10 protein-coding genes are annotated in these 16,236 nt (G+C 74.0%); 9 read left to right on the top strand and 1 reads right to left on the bottom strand.

Translation table 11 applies throughout. The features are described from left to right. Positions 1-75: 75 nt before the first annotated feature. From ACIBCT_RS04855 to ACIBCT_RS04890, 8 genes are all read left to right on the top strand, one after another. Entirely contained in the window at positions 76-1,425 is a 1,350-nt protein-coding gene (locus tag ACIBCT_RS04855; RefSeq protein ID WP_399186032.1) for a hypothetical protein, read from the top strand. A gap of 382 nt (positions 1,426-1,807) precedes the next feature. Next, complete coding sequence (locus ACIBCT_RS04860; protein WP_399186033.1) at positions 1,808-4,036, top strand: acyl-CoA dehydrogenase; 2,229 nt, start codon at positions 1,808-1,810, stop codon at positions 4,034-4,036. A 12-nt stretch (positions 4,037-4,048) separates the two neighbouring features. Beyond that, complete coding sequence (locus ACIBCT_RS04865) at positions 4,049-4,813, top strand: FkbM family methyltransferase (RefSeq protein ID WP_399186034.1); 765 nt, start codon at positions 4,049-4,051, stop codon at positions 4,811-4,813. Further along, a complete protein-coding gene (locus ACIBCT_RS04870) occupies positions 4,813-6,495 on the top strand; it encodes a hypothetical protein (RefSeq protein WP_399186035.1) in 1,683 nt (560 codons plus the stop codon). Before ACIBCT_RS04865 ends, ACIBCT_RS04870 begins: the two co-directional genes overlap by 1 nt. A 141-nt stretch (positions 6,496-6,636) precedes the next feature. Then, positions 6,637-6,768, top strand: a complete 132-nt coding sequence (locus ACIBCT_RS04875) for a hypothetical protein (RefSeq protein ID WP_344889137.1) — start codon at positions 6,637-6,639, stop codon at positions 6,766-6,768. A 191-nt stretch (positions 6,769-6,959) separates the two neighbouring features. Next, positions 6,960-8,255: a glycosyltransferase family 4 protein gene (locus tag ACIBCT_RS04880; protein WP_399186036.1), complete on the top strand. Its 1,296-nt coding sequence runs from the start codon at positions 6,960-6,962 to the stop codon at positions 8,253-8,255. A 6-nt stretch (positions 8,256-8,261) separates the two neighbouring features. Beyond that, positions 8,262-12,467, top strand: a complete 4,206-nt coding sequence (locus tag ACIBCT_RS04885; protein WP_399186037.1) for an alpha-(1->3)-arabinofuranosyltransferase family protein — start codon at positions 8,262-8,264, stop codon at positions 12,465-12,467. Beyond that, positions 12,464-13,822 (top strand): DUF3068 domain-containing protein, encoded by a 1,359-nt coding sequence (locus ACIBCT_RS04890; protein ID WP_399186038.1) that lies wholly within the window; start codon positions 12,464-12,466, stop codon positions 13,820-13,822. Before ACIBCT_RS04885 ends, ACIBCT_RS04890 begins: the two co-directional genes overlap by 4 nt. Here ACIBCT_RS04890 and ACIBCT_RS04895 read toward each other — a convergent pair. Then, positions 13,752-15,029 (bottom strand): acyltransferase family protein, encoded by a 1,278-nt coding sequence (locus ACIBCT_RS04895; RefSeq protein WP_399186039.1) that lies wholly within the window; start codon positions 15,027-15,029, stop codon positions 13,752-13,754. The two genes, ACIBCT_RS04890 and ACIBCT_RS04895, sit on opposite strands and share 71 nt — an antisense overlap. 162 nt (positions 15,030-15,191) lie before the next feature. Between ACIBCT_RS04895 and ACIBCT_RS04900 the strand changes: the two genes are divergently transcribed. Beyond that, positions 15,192-16,109 carry a DUF3068 domain-containing protein gene (locus ACIBCT_RS04900; protein WP_399186040.1) on the top strand — a complete coding sequence of 306 codons (918 nt, stop codon included), beginning with the start codon at positions 15,192-15,194 and terminating at the stop codon, positions 16,107-16,109. The last annotated feature ends 127 nt before the right edge of the window (positions 16,110-16,236 follow it).

A 16,236-nucleotide genomic window follows, 5' to 3' on the forward strand; every position in this document is an offset into this window, starting at 1 on the left:
GATGCACAGCCCGTGGCCGAAGCGTAATAAACGCCGATGCGCTGAATCTTTCGCGGGTGACATAACCTGACGCGTATGGCGGACGTCGGCGGCAACTCCTCCGGGCGCTCTAACGAGCGGTACGTTCCCTCCTATGACGCGCCCACGGCGCCCATACCCGCCATCCCCGCCGAGGACGGTTCGATCATCAGTCCCCGGGTCCCCCGGAGGTTCCCCATCGGGGACGGCGAGGAGACCGCACTGGTCTCCAGGCCCAAGATTCCTGGAGCGTTCCCCCCGTACTCCTCCCCGCCGGGCTCCGGCCGTCCCGGCGCGGACCGCCCCGGCTCCGGCCGTCCGGGGACGGCCTCCGGCGACCGTCCGGACGAGGCCGAGGAGAACACCGGCGACACCGGCGACACCGGGCGGGCGCGCGAGTCCGGCGGTCTGGGCACGATCCCGGTCAGGCAGGTGGGCGGTTCCGCCGGCCCCTGGCGTCCCGACCGCCCGGGTGCGCCCCTTCCCCCGGACGCCGGGACCCGGCGGGGCGCGGGCGCGGCCCCGGGGGCGACCTCGGGTGGCATGACGGGCACGGCCACGGGATGGCCAGGCGCGGCGGAGCGCCCCGGCGTGTTCGGCGACCCGGGCGCGGCGGACGGCGCCGGTGTGCCCGCCGGCGCGGGACCGCGACGGCCCGGCGGGGCCAAGCGGTCCGGCGGCCTGCTGATGCGGATCGGCGACATCCCGATCCGGGTGGCCTACAGCCTGGGGGCCGCCGTCATCACGGGCCTCGTGGTGATCCTGATCTTCGTTCTCTTCTCGGGCGACGAGCCCTCCGACCCGGCGAGCGCCGACCGGGCCGCGGCGCCCGGCGTCAGCGCCTCGCCGACGTCGTCCCCGGTCACCCTGCCCGCCCTGCCCGGCACGACCTCCCTGAGCGTGCTGCCGGGACGGCCCAGCGCGGTGCTCGGGGCGGTGACCGACACCAGGTCCGCGCTGACCTACTCCAGCCTGGGCGCGCCCTGGGCCGCCAGGGCCGTGCCGTCCTTCTCCGTCGGCCAGCAGGTGGGCGCGACCCGGCTGCCGCGTACGGTGATCGGCTCCGGCCCGCTCCCGGGCGCCACGCCCGCCAAGGCCCTCAAGAGCGACGCCGACTACCGCAAGGCCGCGCTGGGCGCGGTGCGCTGGACGATCCGCAACCACCACCCCGCGGGCAGCAGGGTCGTCTGGACCGGTTCGCAGCGCCTGACGAGCGGCAAGGGTTGGGTGCTCGGCTACCAGGTGACCTACCGGATCAAGGGGAAGAAGCGCGTCTCCCACGCCGCGCTCGCGGTGGTCGACGTGGGCCGCAGGAAGCCGTCGATGCTGTTCGTGACCGTGCCCGACACGCGCAAGCGGCTCTGGGCGGACATCGCCCCCCTGATGACCGGCGTCCGGGCCCTCTGACGGATTCCCGCGAAGGCCCTTTCCCGGAGTGATCATTTCCGATGGTCGTCCCCGTCGGGGCGGCCTGCCCGTGCGACCCCTCCCGTGCGACCCCTCCCGTATGACCCTGCCCGTGCGCGACCCCTCCCGTGTGATCCGTGATCCGTGATCCGTGATCCGTGATCCGTGATCCGTGATCCGTGATCCGTGATCCGTGACCTGTGATCCGTGACCTGTGATCCGCGACCCGTGACCCCGATCCGGTGGCCCGCGAGCCCCTGCCCCTGCGATCCGGCGGCCCGCCGGTCCCGGTCCCGCGGCCGGGGCGTCCGAGAGGGGCGCGTTGTGATGGAAGCACCTTCTAGAATATGGTTCTGTCATTGAATCGCGTCTGGAGGCTGTCATGGCGATCGGGTTGAGCGAGGAGCACGAGGCGCTCCGGGAGTCGGTGACCGGATGGGCGGAGCGCAACATCCCGTCCGGGGTCGTGCGCGCCGCCATGGCGGCGGAGGGGGAGGAACGTCCCGGCTTCTGGTCCGGGCTGGCCGACCAGGGCCTGCTCGGCCTGCACATCCCCGAGGAGCACGGCGGCAGCGGCTACGGCCTGCTGGAGACCGCCATCGCGGTGGAGGCCCTCGGTGAGCGGGTCGCCCCCGGCCCCTACGTCCCCACGGTGCTCGCCAGCGCCGCGATCCTCGCCTCCGACGGCAAGGCCCACGCCGAACTCCTGCCCGGCCTCGCCGACGGCACGCTGACCGGAGCGGTCGCCCTGTCGGCCTCGATCACCGGCACCCGCGGCGAGGACGGCGCCCTGACGATCGGCGGGACCGCCGAGCACGTCCTGGGCGGCGCCCTGGCCGACGTCCTGGTGCTCCCGGTGAGCACCGACCGCGGCGAGGAGTGGGTCGCGGTGGACGCCTCCGCGGCGACCGTGACCCCGGTCGGGGCCCTGGACGTCACCCGTGGCGTGGCGCGGATCGAGCTGGACGCCGTCGCCGTGCCGGCGGGCCGGATCCTGGACGGGCTGCAGGGCCCCGGGGTCCTCAACCTGGCCGCGATCGTGCTCGGCGCCGAGGCCGCGGGCGTGGCCTCGTGGTGCGTGACCGCCGCCGCCGAGTACGCCAAGGTCCGCGTGCAGTTCGGCCGCCCGATCGGGCAGTTCCAGGGCGTCAAGCACAAGGCCGCCCGGATGCTCGTCGCCCTGGAGCAGGCCCGCGCCACCGTGTGGGACGCCGCCCGCGCCTGTGCCGGAGCGGGCTCCGGCGACTGGGTCACGGCCGACGAGCTGGCCTACGCCGCCGCGATCGCCGGTGTGGTGGCGCCCGACGCGGCCGTGCACTGCGCCAAGGACGCCGTCCAGATCTTCGGCGGCATCGGCTACACCTACGAGCACGACGCCCACCTGTACTACCGCCGGGCGCTGACCCTGCGCGCCCTGCTCGGCTCCTCGGGCGAGTGGGCCGAGACGGTCGCCGAGCTGGCGCTGAACGGCGTCAGCCGGGAGCTGGAGGTCGAGCTGCCCGAGGAGGCCGCCGAGCTGCGCGAGGGCATCCGCGCCGAGGTCGCCGGGTTCGCCGCGCTGGAGGGCAAGGAGCAGAAGCGGGCGCTGGCCTCGGCCGGGTACGTCATGCCGCACCTGCCCCGGCCCTGGGGGCGTGACGCCAAGCCGCTGGAGCAGGTCCTCATCATCCAGGAGCTCAAGGCGGCCAGGGTCAAACTGCCCCAGATGATCATCGGCGCCTGGGTGGTGCCGTCGATCGCCACGTACGGCACCCCCGAGCAGCAGCAGCGCTTCCTGCCGCCCACGCTGAGCGGCGAGATGATCTGGTGCCAGCTCTTCTCCGAGCCCGGCGCAGGCTCCGACCTGGCGAACGTGCAGATGAAGGCCGAGAAGGTCGAGGGCGGCTGGCGGCTCAACGGCCAGAAGATCTGGACCTCGGTGGCGCACTTCGCCGAGTGGGGCATCTGCATCGCCCGCAACTCCTCCGAAGGCTCCAAGCACGAGGGCATCACCTACTTCCTGGTCGACATGAAGGGCCCCGGCGTCACGGTCAGGCCGCTGACCGAGATGACCGGCGAGAACCTGTTCAACGAGGTCTTCCTCGACGACGTGTTCGTCCCGGACGACCTGGTCGTGGGCGAGGTGGGACAGGGCTGGAAGGTCGCCAGGAACACCCTGTCCAACGAGCGGGTCTCGCTCTCGGCGGGCTCCGGCGGCACCGGCGCGTCCGTCCCCGACCTGCTCGGCCTGGTCGGGCGGCTCGGCCGGGAGCTGACCGCCGCCGAGCGCCAGGAGCTGGCCCGGGTCGTCTGCGAGGGCCACTCGATCGCGGCGCTCGGCCTGCGGGTGACGCTCAAGCAGCTCACCGGCGTCGAGCCCGGGGCCGACGCCTCGGTCCGCAAGCTGCTGTCCACCTCGCACGCCCAGCACGTCTCGGAGTGCGCGGTCTCGCTGCTCGGCCCCTCGGCCGTCATCGCCGCCGACATGAAGCTCGGCGACGCCGGCTACTGGAACCGGGCCGTGCTGGCCACCCGGGCCATGACGATCTACGGCGGCACCACGGAGGTGCAGCTCAACATCATCGGCGAGCGCATGCTCGGCCTGCCCAGGGACCCCGAGCCGGGCAGGTAATAGGCTTCGCGCATGTCGATGCGGTTCCGGCCAGGGGTGGCCGTCCGGAGTGCCGTGGCCGGCGCGGTCCCGCCGCGCTGGTTCGGCGCGGCGATCCGCAGGGTCTACCCCCGGCTGGACGCCGAGCTGGCCCGCGCCGGCGAGTTCGTGCCGCGCGGCGGCACCGCCGTGGACGTGGGCGTCTGGTACGGGCCGTGGACGGCCACGCTGCGGCGGCTCGCCTCGCAGGTGGTCTCGATCGAGGCCAACCCCCGGCTGGCCGCCCTGCTCGCGAGCACCTTCCCCGACGTGCGGGTGGTCGCGGCGGCGGCCTCGGACCGCTCCGGCACGGCACGGCTCTGGATCCCCGGGGGCGGCCGGGGCGCCGAGGCCACGGCCTCGGTGGTGCACGGACAGGGCGTGCCGGTGGACGTCCCGGCCGTTACCATCGACGAGCTGGACCTGAGGGACGTCCGGTTCATGAAGATCGACGTGGAGGGTCACGAGCTGGCCGCGCTGCTCGGGGCCGAGCGGACCGTCCGCCGTGACCGGCCCGTCCTGCTGGTCGAGCTGGAGACCCGGCACCAGGACATCGGCCTGGTCGTCGACCGGCTCGCGGAGTGGGGCTACACCGGCTTCGTCCTGACCGGCGGCTCCTGGCACCCGCTGGACGGCTTCGACCTGCCGGCCCACCAGGAGGAGGCGGTCGGCGAGGTGCGGCGGAGTTTCATCTCCCGCCTGCTCGTCCCCGGCCGGGAGTACGTGAACATGGTGCTCTTCCGCCCCGCCGCACCGTAGTGGGCGTTCCCGGGGCCGATGACAGGCGCCCCGCCCGCCCGCCGGACCGGCGATCGGCCCGATCCCGGATCCGGGCGCGCCGATCCCGTCCCGGGGACCGGCGACCGGCCCGGGAGCGGTGGCGCGGACGGGCCGTCCACGCGCTGCCCGCCCTGGCGGGGCTGCTGCTGGGGGTGCTCGCGCTGGGACCCGCGCTCGGTCCCGGCTTCGTGCTCCGCTACGACATGGTGTTCGTACCGGATCCGCCGATCCTTCCGCAGGGCGGCGGCTTCCCGCGTGCCGTGCCGAGCGACACGGCGGTGGCCCTGATCTCGGCGGCGTCGTCGTTCCTGCCGTTCCCGGCGGACCAGGTGGTGCAGAAGGCGATCCTGCTGGGCCTCTTCGTGCTCGCCGCGACGGGCGCGGCGGCCCTGGTCCCCGGGGAGCGCGGGGAGCGCACGGTCGCCCGGCTGGTCGCCGCGGTGTTCTACGCCTGGAACGTCTACCTGGCCCAGCGGCTGCTGCTGGGCCAGTGGGCAATGCTGCTCGGGTACGCGGGGCTGCCGTGGGCGGTGCGCGCGGCCACCGGCAGGCGGGCCGGTCCGCTGGTCCTGGCGCTGCTGCCCGCCGCGGTCGGGGGCTTCCAGGCGATGCTGGTCTCGGTGATGACCCTCGTGCCGGTGGCCGGCCGCCGGGCCCCGCGCGTCCTGACGATCGCCGCCGTGCTGAGCCTGCCGTGGCTGGTCCCGGCACTGGGCAGCGCCGCCGTCACCGATCCGGCCGGGGTGCGGGCCTTCGCCCCCCGGGCGGACGGGCCGCTGGGGACCCTCGGCAGCCTGCTCACCCTGGGCGGGGTGTGGAACTCCGGTGCCGTCGTACCGGGGCAGGAGACCTGGTGGTCGGCCCTGGTCCGGCTCGCGGTGACCGTGACGGCCGTGGCGGGTCACGCCCTGCTCGTCCGGGAGCGACGGGAGCGGCGGCGGAGTCAGCAGCGGGGACGGGACGGGGCGTGGGAGTGGGAGGAGGGGCTGGCGGTGGCGTCCGCGGCGGGGCTGGCGGTGGGGTGCGCCGGCGCCTTCCTGCCGGGGGCGGTACAGGCGCTGGTCGGGTTCTGGCCCGGCTTCGGGCCGCTGCGCGACGGGCAGCTCTACCTCGCGCCCTTCGCGCTGCTCCAGGCGGTCGGCCTGGCCGCGGTCGCGGCCCGGCTGCCCGCGACGATCCGGCCGGGCATGATCCTGGTGCCGCTGCTGGTGCTGCCCACCTTCGCGCTGGGGGCGTTCGGCAGGCTGGTCGCGGTCGAGTACCCGCCCGACTGGTCGCGGGTGCGGCAGATCGTGGACGCCGACCCGGCCCCGGGGGCGCTGCTGACGCTGCCGTGGAGCGCGTACCGGGCGTTCGGCTGGAACGGCGGGCGGGTGGTGCTGGACCCGGCGGTCAAGTCCTTCCACCGCCGGGTGGTCTGGAACGACGGCCTGACGGTCGGCCTGGGGGACGGCCGCACGCTCGCCCTGGGGGCCGAGGACCCGCTGGCGCGCGAGATCGGCCCGCTCCTCGCCGGGTCCGGTGCCCTGACCGGGCCGCTGGCCGGGCGGGGGGTCAGCCACGTGCTGATCCTGAGGGCGAACGAGAACATGTTCCGTTCCAGGCTGCCGGGCGCGCGGCTGCTCCACGCCGGTCCGGAGCTCCTGCTCTACCGCCTCTGAGCTCGTGAGATGCAAATATTGTAGGATTTACCCAGCGGTAACTTTATTTATCACATTTTGACCAAGTTGCTGGCTGGCGAGCTGTATCACGTTCTACTCTCGGGCAGACTGCACGATCCACGCGTTGGAGGGAGAACTCGGGTGTTGCGAGTGATTGCCGCTCTGGCGGTAGGGGCAGTGCTGGCGATCGGAACCTCGGTGGCGGTCGTGAACGTCGCGGCACCGACCCCCGAGCCGCCCAACAGGCCGCTGTACAACTACGGCACCAGGTGACGGCCCGGGGCCGCCGACCGGCCCCGGCGCTCACCTGAGCCTTCGGGTCCCCGGCGCGGGGAATCGTCCCGACGGGACAGGGGCCGGCCTCGGCATGCCCGCGGACGCCCCTGTGTCACCGCGCCGCCGTTCCCGCATGCCGTGCGGAGACACGCCGTGCGGAGACACGCCGTACGGAGATAGGAGTGCTCGTGGCCGGACAGGGCGCCAGAGCGATCCCGCGCACCCCCGTCGCGCCCGCAGTGCCGGTCGCGACCGTCGCGCCCGCCGGTCTGGTCGCCGCGACCGGGCCGCGCCGGCTCTCCATGCGCGGGGTGCGCGTCGCCGTCCTGAACTTCCGCGAGCCGTCGCAGTCCGTGGCCGGGGGCGCCGAGGAGTACGCCTGGCAGGTCAGCCGCCACCTGGCCGGGCAGGGCGCCGAGGTGACGTTCGTCACCGCCAGGGAGGCCGGGCAGGCCGCGGCCGAGGAGCGCGACGGCATCGCGCTGCGGCGGATGGGCAACCCGTTCCTGGTCTACCTGCTGGTCCCGCTCTGGATGCTGCTGCGGCGCAGGCGCTTCGACGTCGTCATCGACTGCATGAACGGCATCCCCTTCTTCGCCCCCCTGGTGGTGAGCCGCCGGACCGTGGTCGTCTCGCTGGTGCACCACGTGCACGACCGCCAGTTCTACGCCTTCTTCCCGCCCTGGCTGGCCCGGATCGGCTGCTTCATCGAGGGGCCGGCGGCCCGGCTGGTCTACCGGCGCCGCCCGACCGTGACGGTCTCGGAGTCCTCCCGCGCCGAGCTGCGCGAGAGGCTGGGCTGGCTCGCGCCCATCCAGGTGATCCCGAACGGCAGCCCGGTGGCCCGGCCGGTGGCCGATCCCGGCGGGGTGGCCGGCGACCCGGCCGTGGTCTACCTGGGCAGGCTGGTCGGGCACAAGCGCGTCGAGCGGGTGGTGGACCTCGCCCGCGACCTCGGCGACGCCTGGCCCGGCATGCACGTGCACGTCATCGGGCGCGGCCACGAGCAGGAGCGGCTCACCGCCCACGCCTCCGGCCGGGGGGTGGAGGACCGGGTCCACCTGCACGGCTTCCTGCCCGAGGCCGCCAAGAACGCGATCCTGGGGGCCGCGCGGCTGAACGTCACCGCCTCGGAGTTCGAGGGCTGGGGGCTGACCGTGATCGAGGCCGCCGCGCTCGGCGTCCCCACGGTCGCCTACGACGTGGCGGGGCTGCGCGACTCGGTGCGCGACGGCGTCACCGGCTGGCTGGTCGGGGACGGTGAGACGCTGGCCGACGTGGTGGACCGCGCGCTCGGGGAACTGTCGGACCCGGTCCGGCGCGAGGAGATCCAGCAGGCGTGCCGGCTCTGGGCCGCCGAGTTCACCTGGGGGAGGACCGGCGCTACGATGACCGGACTGATCACCACAGAATTAGCCAAAAACGGTCGTCACCTTCATGCATCCGATCTCTGTCTCGCCTCGGGTGAGACCGACCCGCCGTAAGCGCCCGTGACCCCTGACACGTGGATCGCCCGCCTGTCGGCACCCGTCGCCGAGTTCGGCGCCTCCGACACCGGGCTCCGCCGCAGGCTCAGGCTGCTGGCCGGATGTCTCTTCCTCGCCGCGGTCGCCTTCCACATGGCGCCGGGCAGGCTCATCGCCGAGACCAAGCTGGACATGCCGATCAACCCGATCGGCTTCCTGGCCCAGGCGCTGAACATGTGGGACCAGGACTACCTGGGCCACCTGCAGAACCAGGCGTACGGCTACATCTTCCCGATGGGGCCCTTCTACACCCTGCTGATCAACTCGGGCATGCCGCCCTGGGTGGTCCAGCGCCTGTGGGTGACGCTGATGCTGTGCGCGGCCTTCGTCGGCGTCGCCCAGGTGGCGCGGGCGCTGCGGATCGGCGGCCCGCTCGCCGGGGTGCTGGCGGGCCTGGCGTACGCGCTCGCCCCGCACGCGCAGGCCCTGATGGGGTTCAACTCCGTCGAGTTCGCCCCCAGCGCCGTGCTGCCCTGGGTGCTGCTCTTCCTGATCAGGGGCGCGAGGGGGGAGACGACCCCGCGCCGGGCCGCCTGCCTGTCGGCGCTGGTCTTCCTGTTCGCCGGGGGCATCAACGCCGCCGCCGAGCTGGCCGTGCTCGTCGTCCCGATGATCTACCTGCTGACCCGGCGCCCCGGACCGCGCAAGCGGCGGCTGATCGCCTGGTGGCTGGCCGCGATCGCCGCGGTCTCCTTCTGGTGGCTGGTCCCGCTGGTGCTGCTGGGCCGCTACGTCTTCTCCTTCATGCCGTTCACCGAGAACGCGTGGACGACCACGGTCGTCGGGTCGCTGACCAACGTGCTGCGCGGCATGAACCACTGGGTGGCCTTCCTGCCGGTGGACGGCCGCCCCTACCTGCCCGCCGCCTACGAGCACGCCACCGTGCCCTGGCTGGTCGTGGTCACCGCCCTGGTGGCCGGGCTGGGGCTGGCCGGGCTCACGCTCGCCCGCACCCCCGAGCGGCCCTTCCTGGTCCTGACCGCCCTGGCCGGCGTGATCGTTCTCGTCGCGGGCCACACCGGGCCGCTCGCCGAGCCGCTCAGGGCGCTGCTGGACGGCCCGCTGGCCCCCTTCCGCAACCTGCACAAGTTCAACGCGCTGCTGCGGCTCCCGCTGGTGCTGGGCCTGGCCGCCCTGGTCTCCCACGTGGGGGCCGTCAGGGCCGCCGTCCGCCTCCCCGCGACGGTGGCCGTCGCCGCCCTGGCCGGGCTGACCCTGATGCCCGTCGCGACCGCCGGCATCGCCCCGGGCGGCGCCTTCGCCGACGTCCCCGAGCACTGGCGGCAGGCGGCCTCCTGGCTGGACGAGCGGGCCGACCAGGGCACCGTGCTGGTCCTGCCGGGGGCGCGGCGCGGGGAGTACACCTGGGGGCGCCCGCTGGACGAGCCGTTCCAGCCGCTGCTGAAGAAGGCCAGGTGGGTGAGCAACACGATCGTGCCCTGGGGTACGGCCGGGTCGAACCGCCTGGTCAAGGCGATCGACGACCGCTTCGCCAACGGGCAGGGCTCGGCGGGGCTGACCCGGGCGCTGCGCCGGATGGGCGTGCGCTACCTGCTGGTCCGCAACGACCTGGACCGCGTCGCCTTCGGCGATGCCTGGCCGGCCCGGGTGCACGAGGCCCTGGACCGCTCTCCCGGCCTGAGCAGGGTGCGCGGCTTCGGGCCCTCCGTCGGCTTCGAGGACTCCCCGACCGCGTCGGGCCGGCTCGACCAGCCGTACGCGTCCCTGGAGATCTACGAGGTCACCGGGGCGAGCCCGGTCGTCGGCACGGTGCCCGCGGCCCGGCCGCTGCGGGTCTCCGGCGCCCCGGAGGCGCTGCTCACCATGGCCGAGGAGGGCGTGCTCGGCGACGACCGCCCGGTGATCCTCGGCGACGACCCCGGCGCGGACGCGATCCCGGCCGAGGACACGGTGCTCACCGACACCATGCGCCGTCGCGAGCTGGTCGTGAGCGACCTGCGCAGGCCCTACACCGAGACGATGACGCCGGACGAGCCCTACGAGGGACGCGGCACCGCCCACGACCTCACCGACCCCGCCTGGGACGAGCCGAAGACCGTCGCCGTCCTCACCGGCGTCGAGTCCGTCACCGCCTCCTCCTCGCAGTCCAGGCTGGGGGCGACCCCGGGCACCCGCGACGCCGGGCAGCAGCCGTACGCGGCGCTGGACGACGACCTGCGCACCGGCTGGCGCTCCACCGGCTGGGAACCGGCGGTCGAGCAGTGGCTGGAGGTCCGGCTGGCCGAGCCGGTCGCGGTCCCCTCGATCCAGGCGGTGTTCGAGCGCTCCGAGGAGGCGGTGACGGTATCGGAGGTCATGGTGGAGACCGACACCGGCCGGGTCCGCACCCGGCTCGGCCTCACCTCGCTGTGGGAACGGCTCAACGTCCCGGCGGGGAAGACCTCCAGGATCCGGATCCGGGTGACCGGCGTCCTGCGCGACCCCGACCCCCGGGTCGGCATCACCGAGATCGCCATCCCCGGCGTCCGCCCTGGCCGTACCCTCGTGGTGCCCTCCGTGACCCCGGCGGACCCCTCCGGGGACGCCCCGGAGCCGGGACGGACGGTCGTGACCAGCCGGACCGACGCCGCCCCCGGCTGCATGCTCGGCTCCTACGCCTGGACCTGCGCGGACCGGCTGCACTACGTGGGCGAGGACGGCTACGCCTTCGACCGGTCGTTCCCGGTCGCCACCGGCCGGCGCGTGCTGGAGGGCAGGGCCGTGCTCGCCGACCAGCGGGCCGCCGAGACCGTGCTGATGCCCCCCGGCACCTTCCCGCGCGTCACCGCCTCCTCCACCGCGGCCGACGTCCCGGCCGCGGGGGCGTACGCGGCGTTCGACGACGACCACAGGACCGTCTGGTACGCCGGGCGGGCCGACCTCGCGCCCACCCTCACCGCCGAGCTGGGCAGGACCGTGACCCTGTCGCGGCTGCGGGTCGACTTCCCCGACACCAGGCTGGGGGCGCCACCGGTGCGGGTCACCGTCACCGCCGGTGACTCCGTCCGGTACGCGTGGGCGTCCCGGGACGGCTGGATCGGCTTCGCGCCGATGCGGGCCGACCGGGTCCAGATCACCTTCACCGCCCTGGGCTCGTGGCGGATGGAGGTGCTCGGGGTGTCCGTCCCCGGGATCAGGCCGCTGCCGGCCCTGGGGGCGCAGCCGCTGAGGATGCCCTGCGGGTTCGGCCCCATGCTCACCGTCAACGGGGTCGAGACGCCCACCGAGATCCGCGGCGGGACCCTGGGCGACCTGTTCGCCGGCCGCCCGGTCCCGTACCGCACCTGCGAGGCGGTCTGGACGCAGGCGGGCACGCTGCGGGTACGCGCCGCCGCCGCCCAGGGGTTCCGGGTGGACTCGATGGTCCTGCGCGGCACCGGCGGGACCGGCGGGACCATCGCAGGTCCCGGTGCGGCTCCGGCGGTGCTGCGCCCGGCCGCGGTCGAGAGCTGGGACGCGGGGGAGCGCCGGGTCCGGGTCTCCACGACCGAGCCCTCCTACCTGGCGCTCGGCGAGAACTTCAACGCCGGCTGGCGGGCCACGTTCGGCGGTCGCGTGCTGGAACCGGCCCGGCTCGACGGCTGGCGGCAGGCCTGGCTGCTGCCGCCCGGGGACGGGACCGTGGTGATGACCTACGCCCCGGACGGGCTCTACCGGACCGCGCTGCTCGTCGGCTGGGCGCTGGTCGCCCTGGTCGCGGCGCTCGCCCTGGTCCGGCCGCGCCGGGTGCGGACGCTCGCCGCCGCACCGGCCGCGCGGGTGCGGGCGGCCTGGCTCTGGCCGCTGGCCCCGGTGCTGGGCCTGGTGGCCGAGGGCTGGGCCGGTGCCGCGCTCGCCGGTACGGTGGCGGCGCTCGCGCTGTGGCTGCGCGGCGTCGCCTCGGCCGAGCACAGCGCGGGCGGCCGGGCGTACCGGATCGGCAGGGCGTTGCTCACGCCGTTCCCGGTGGTGGCGGGGCTCGGCGCGGCCGGTCTCGCGCTCGGGTACGGCGGGGAGGCCGGGGCGGTCGTGGCGCAGTACCTGTGCCTGACGGTGCTGGGCCTGCTGTTGGCCGCGGTGCGGGTGCCCCGGCCGTCCAGGCCGTGGCTGCGGGTGCCCGACACGGCCGTCGCGGTGCCCGTCGAGACCGCCCCGGCGCGACCGGCCGAGCGACCGGCGGAGCGACGGTGACCGGCCGCACGACGGACCCGCGGGCCGTCCCCGAGACGACCGGTCCCGAGACGACCGGTTCGGTGGCGACCGGTCCCGAGGCGACCGGTTCGGTGGCGACCGGCCGGGGGATGAGCGGGGAGCGGCTGCGCGGGGTGCTGGTCCTCGCCGCCGGGGCCTTCCTGATCACGCTGGCCGCGCTGGTCCGCCTGTACGTCTACCCCAGCGGTCTGGTGCTGCCCGCCGAGCAGAACCGGATCACCATGCTGACCACCGAGTCCGGCTCCTACCTCGACACCGCCGCCCTGCGCGTCCGCAGCGGCGTCCCGCTGGAGCAGGCCGTGGCCCGGTACGGCGACACGATCAGGTCCACGCCCGACGTCGCCGTGTGGACCGAGTTCGTCTCGCTCGCCACCCGGAGCGGGCAGCGCGTCGACTACCACGAGCGGCGCCTGGCCTTCGACCGGCGCACGGCGCAGGCGTTCCCCTGCTGCGAGGACTACGTCGACGAGAACCCCGACCCCGCCCCGCGCGGCCTGCTCTTCCGCTGGCCCTTCGAGGCCCGGCCGATCGCGTACCAGGTCTACGACCCGCTGGCCCGCAGACCGGTGACGGCCCGCTTCGACGGGATCGAGACCCTGCACGGCGTGCGGGTGTACCGCTACGCGCAACGCCTGGTCGACGAGCCTTACGTCCAGCAGCCCATGCGGCTGCCCGGATCCGTCCTGGGGCTGGAGGAGCCGGAGGAGCGGAAGACCGCGAAGCGCCCCGAGAAGAGGCGGACCCCGAGGACGCCCGGCCCTCCGGGGACCGCGAGGACCACGGGGACCGCGGGCACCGCCGGGACCTCGGGCACCGCCGGGACCTCGGGAGCCTCCGCGTCGGACGCGGAGCTGTTCCCGGTCGACGCCTACCTGGACGGGACCCGCACCTTCTGGGTGGAGCCGACCAGCGGCATGGTGATCGGGTTCAGGGAGAACCTGGTCAGGACCCTGCGCACGCCGGACGGCCGGGGGAAGGTCGTCGCGCTCGCGGCCGACCTGCGCACCAGCGCCGGGGACGAGCGCTGGAACGCCGGGGAGGCCCGGCAGTTCCGGAGCCGGGCGACGCTGGTCAACCTGGTGATCCCGATCTCCTTCCTGGTGCTGGGCGTGGCGGTGCTGGTGGCCGGTGTGCGCCTGATCCGCGCCGCCGGTCCGGACGGCGACGACGGCGACGACGGCGACGGTGCGGACGGCCGCGGGACGGGTGAGCCCGGCGACGGCGGTGCGGGCGGTGCGGGCGGTGCGGACGGTGCCGGCGGGGTCAGTCCCGGGCGGGACGGCGGCGCAACCGGTGCAGGCGCAGCGCCGGAGCCTCGACCAGCCGATGGCTGAGGTCGGCGAGCAGCACGGTGAGCGCGGTGCACACCGCCAGCGTGGAGAGCAGGCCGCCGCTGAAGGACTCCTGGCCGGTCAGCTCGTACCAGCCCACGATCACCACGAACTGCCACAGGAAGACGCCGTAGGAGATGCGGCCCAGGTAGCGCATCACCGGGTTGCCCAGCAGCGAGCGGATCGGCGAGGGGCCGGGGGGCTGCAGGGCGACGGGGGAGAGCAGGGCGAGCACGAACACCGTGTAGAGCGTCATCTCGAACAGGTCGGTCCACAGGTCCTGCATCTCGAACAGGCGGCCCCCCGCGATCGGGCTGGCCGCCACCACGTAGACCAGGCCGGCGATGATCCAGCAGGTCACCCAGGACTCGCGGATCCCCCGGGTCAGGCGCCGTACCGGAGCGTCCGGATCGGGTTCGGCGTGCGCCCAGAGCGAGACGACCGCCAGCGCCATGCCGGCGGCGAAGTAGACCAGCAGCCGGGGCAGCCAGAGGCCCAGCTCGGGGCGGTGGACCGGGTAGTGGCTGAAGGCCGCCCACAGCGGGGAGACCGCCCCGAGCGCGCAGACGCCGCCGAGCAGCAGCCGGGCCCTGGCGACCGGGTCCGCCCCGCGCCGCGCCAGCGCGTGCAGGGCGGCGGCGATCAGCGGCAGGGCCAGGTAGAAGGTCATCTCGACCGAGAGGCTCCACATCTGCCCGAGCCCCGGCGGGCTCACCCCGCCCCACCAGGGATCGGGGACGTAGTTCTGCACCAGCAGCACGAACGGCAGCCACTTCCACGGGTCGGCCGCCTGCGGCCAGGACCAGAGCGTCAGCGCCACCACGACCACCAGCCAGTACGCGGGCAGGATGCGCAGCGCCCGCTTCCACAGGTAGTCCCCGACGTCCGGGGCGGCCACGGCGTCTTCGGCGTCCCCGGCGTCCCTGGGATTCCCGGTGTCCCCGGCCCTCTCGTGGGCCCCGTGGACCCGGTCCGCCCCGGTTCCCCGTACGGTCCGGCGCGCCCAGGGCCGGTAGAGCAGGAAACCCGAGAGCAGGAAGAAGATCGGCACCCCGATGTCGCCCCGGGAGAGCAGGGAGGGCAGGAACCCCTCCCGCAGGGAGGCCCCCGTCGTGCTCGCCACGTGGTAGAGAAGAACCCCGAACGAGGCGACCGCGCGGACGCCGTCCATGGCGTCCAGGTGCCCCCCGATCGCGGGGAGATCGCCCACGTCACCGACGGCCGGCCTCCGGTGAACCGGCATAGAACCTGTTTCGGTCACTTTTTGGCATCCCTGGTGACGTAGATGACTCCCAGCACTAACATATCGCGAAATGGAACTTGTTATAGGGCAATCGGCACACCTGTATAGCGGACGGCCCCTGGAGGAGCGATGCGTCGCGTCATCGGTTTGGTACTGATCGGACTCGGGGCTTTCCTCCTTGTTCTCGCGCCCCTGGTGCGGTTCCAGGTGGCGCCCGCCCTGATCGCCGCGCCGGCCGACCAGTACGGGATCAGCAAGCTCGAGGCCACCGACGCGCAGTACTTCAGCGTCGGGGACAAGGGCAAGGTGGTGACCGGCGATCTCGACATCACCGTCACCACCAGGGGGGACGTCGCCGGGGCCCAGGGGGACCGGGTCGTCTGGGACGAGGTCATGGTGGTGAACGACGTCACCAACTCCAACCCCCTCATCACCTACAGCGAGCGTCGCAGCGCCTTCAACAAGTACACCGGCGAGGGCATCAACTGCTGCTCGGTAAAGATCAACGACGAGCCCGCCCAGCTCCAGGGCCAGATCTACAAGTGGCCGTTCGACGTGGAGAAGAAGACCTACAGCGTCTTCAACTCCACCACCGGCAAGGCGTTCGACGCCAGGTTCGTGACCGAGGAGCAGGTCGGCGGCCTGAGGGTCTACCGGTTCGAGCAGACCATCCCGCCGACCACGATCGACACCCTCTCGGCCCCGGCCTCCTACCTGGGCATGGACGAGACCGGTGACGTGGAGGTCGACCGCGTCTACGACGGCGTCAACACCTTCTGGATCGAGCCGACCACCGGCTCGCCGGTGCGCCAGGAGCAGCAGCGCCACGACGTGCTCAAGACCCAGGACGGCGTCGAGCGCTCGGTGGCCTTCGTCGCCACCGCGAAGATGACCCAGCAGACCCAGGACGAGCTGGTCAAGAACGCGACGGACGGCAAGAACACCATCACGATGCTCAGGACCACGATCCCGCTGGTCCTGCTGGTGCTCGGGCTGGCGCTGGTGATCACCGGCCTGCTGCTGATCAGGCGCCGCGCGGAGCGGTGAGGCGTCCCGGCCGGTGGCCGGGGTCCGTGACACGACCGGACGAGGACGGCGGCGGGAGGCCGCGGGCGGCGACGCCCGCGGCCTCCCGCCTTTCGCATGCCCTGGCGGGCATGGAACTGGAACCCGT

It is taken from the genome of Streptosporangium sp. NPDC050855, assembly GCF_044456585.1.
GTDB lineage: Bacteria > Actinomycetota > Actinomycetes > Streptosporangiales > Streptosporangiaceae > Streptosporangium > Streptosporangium longisporum.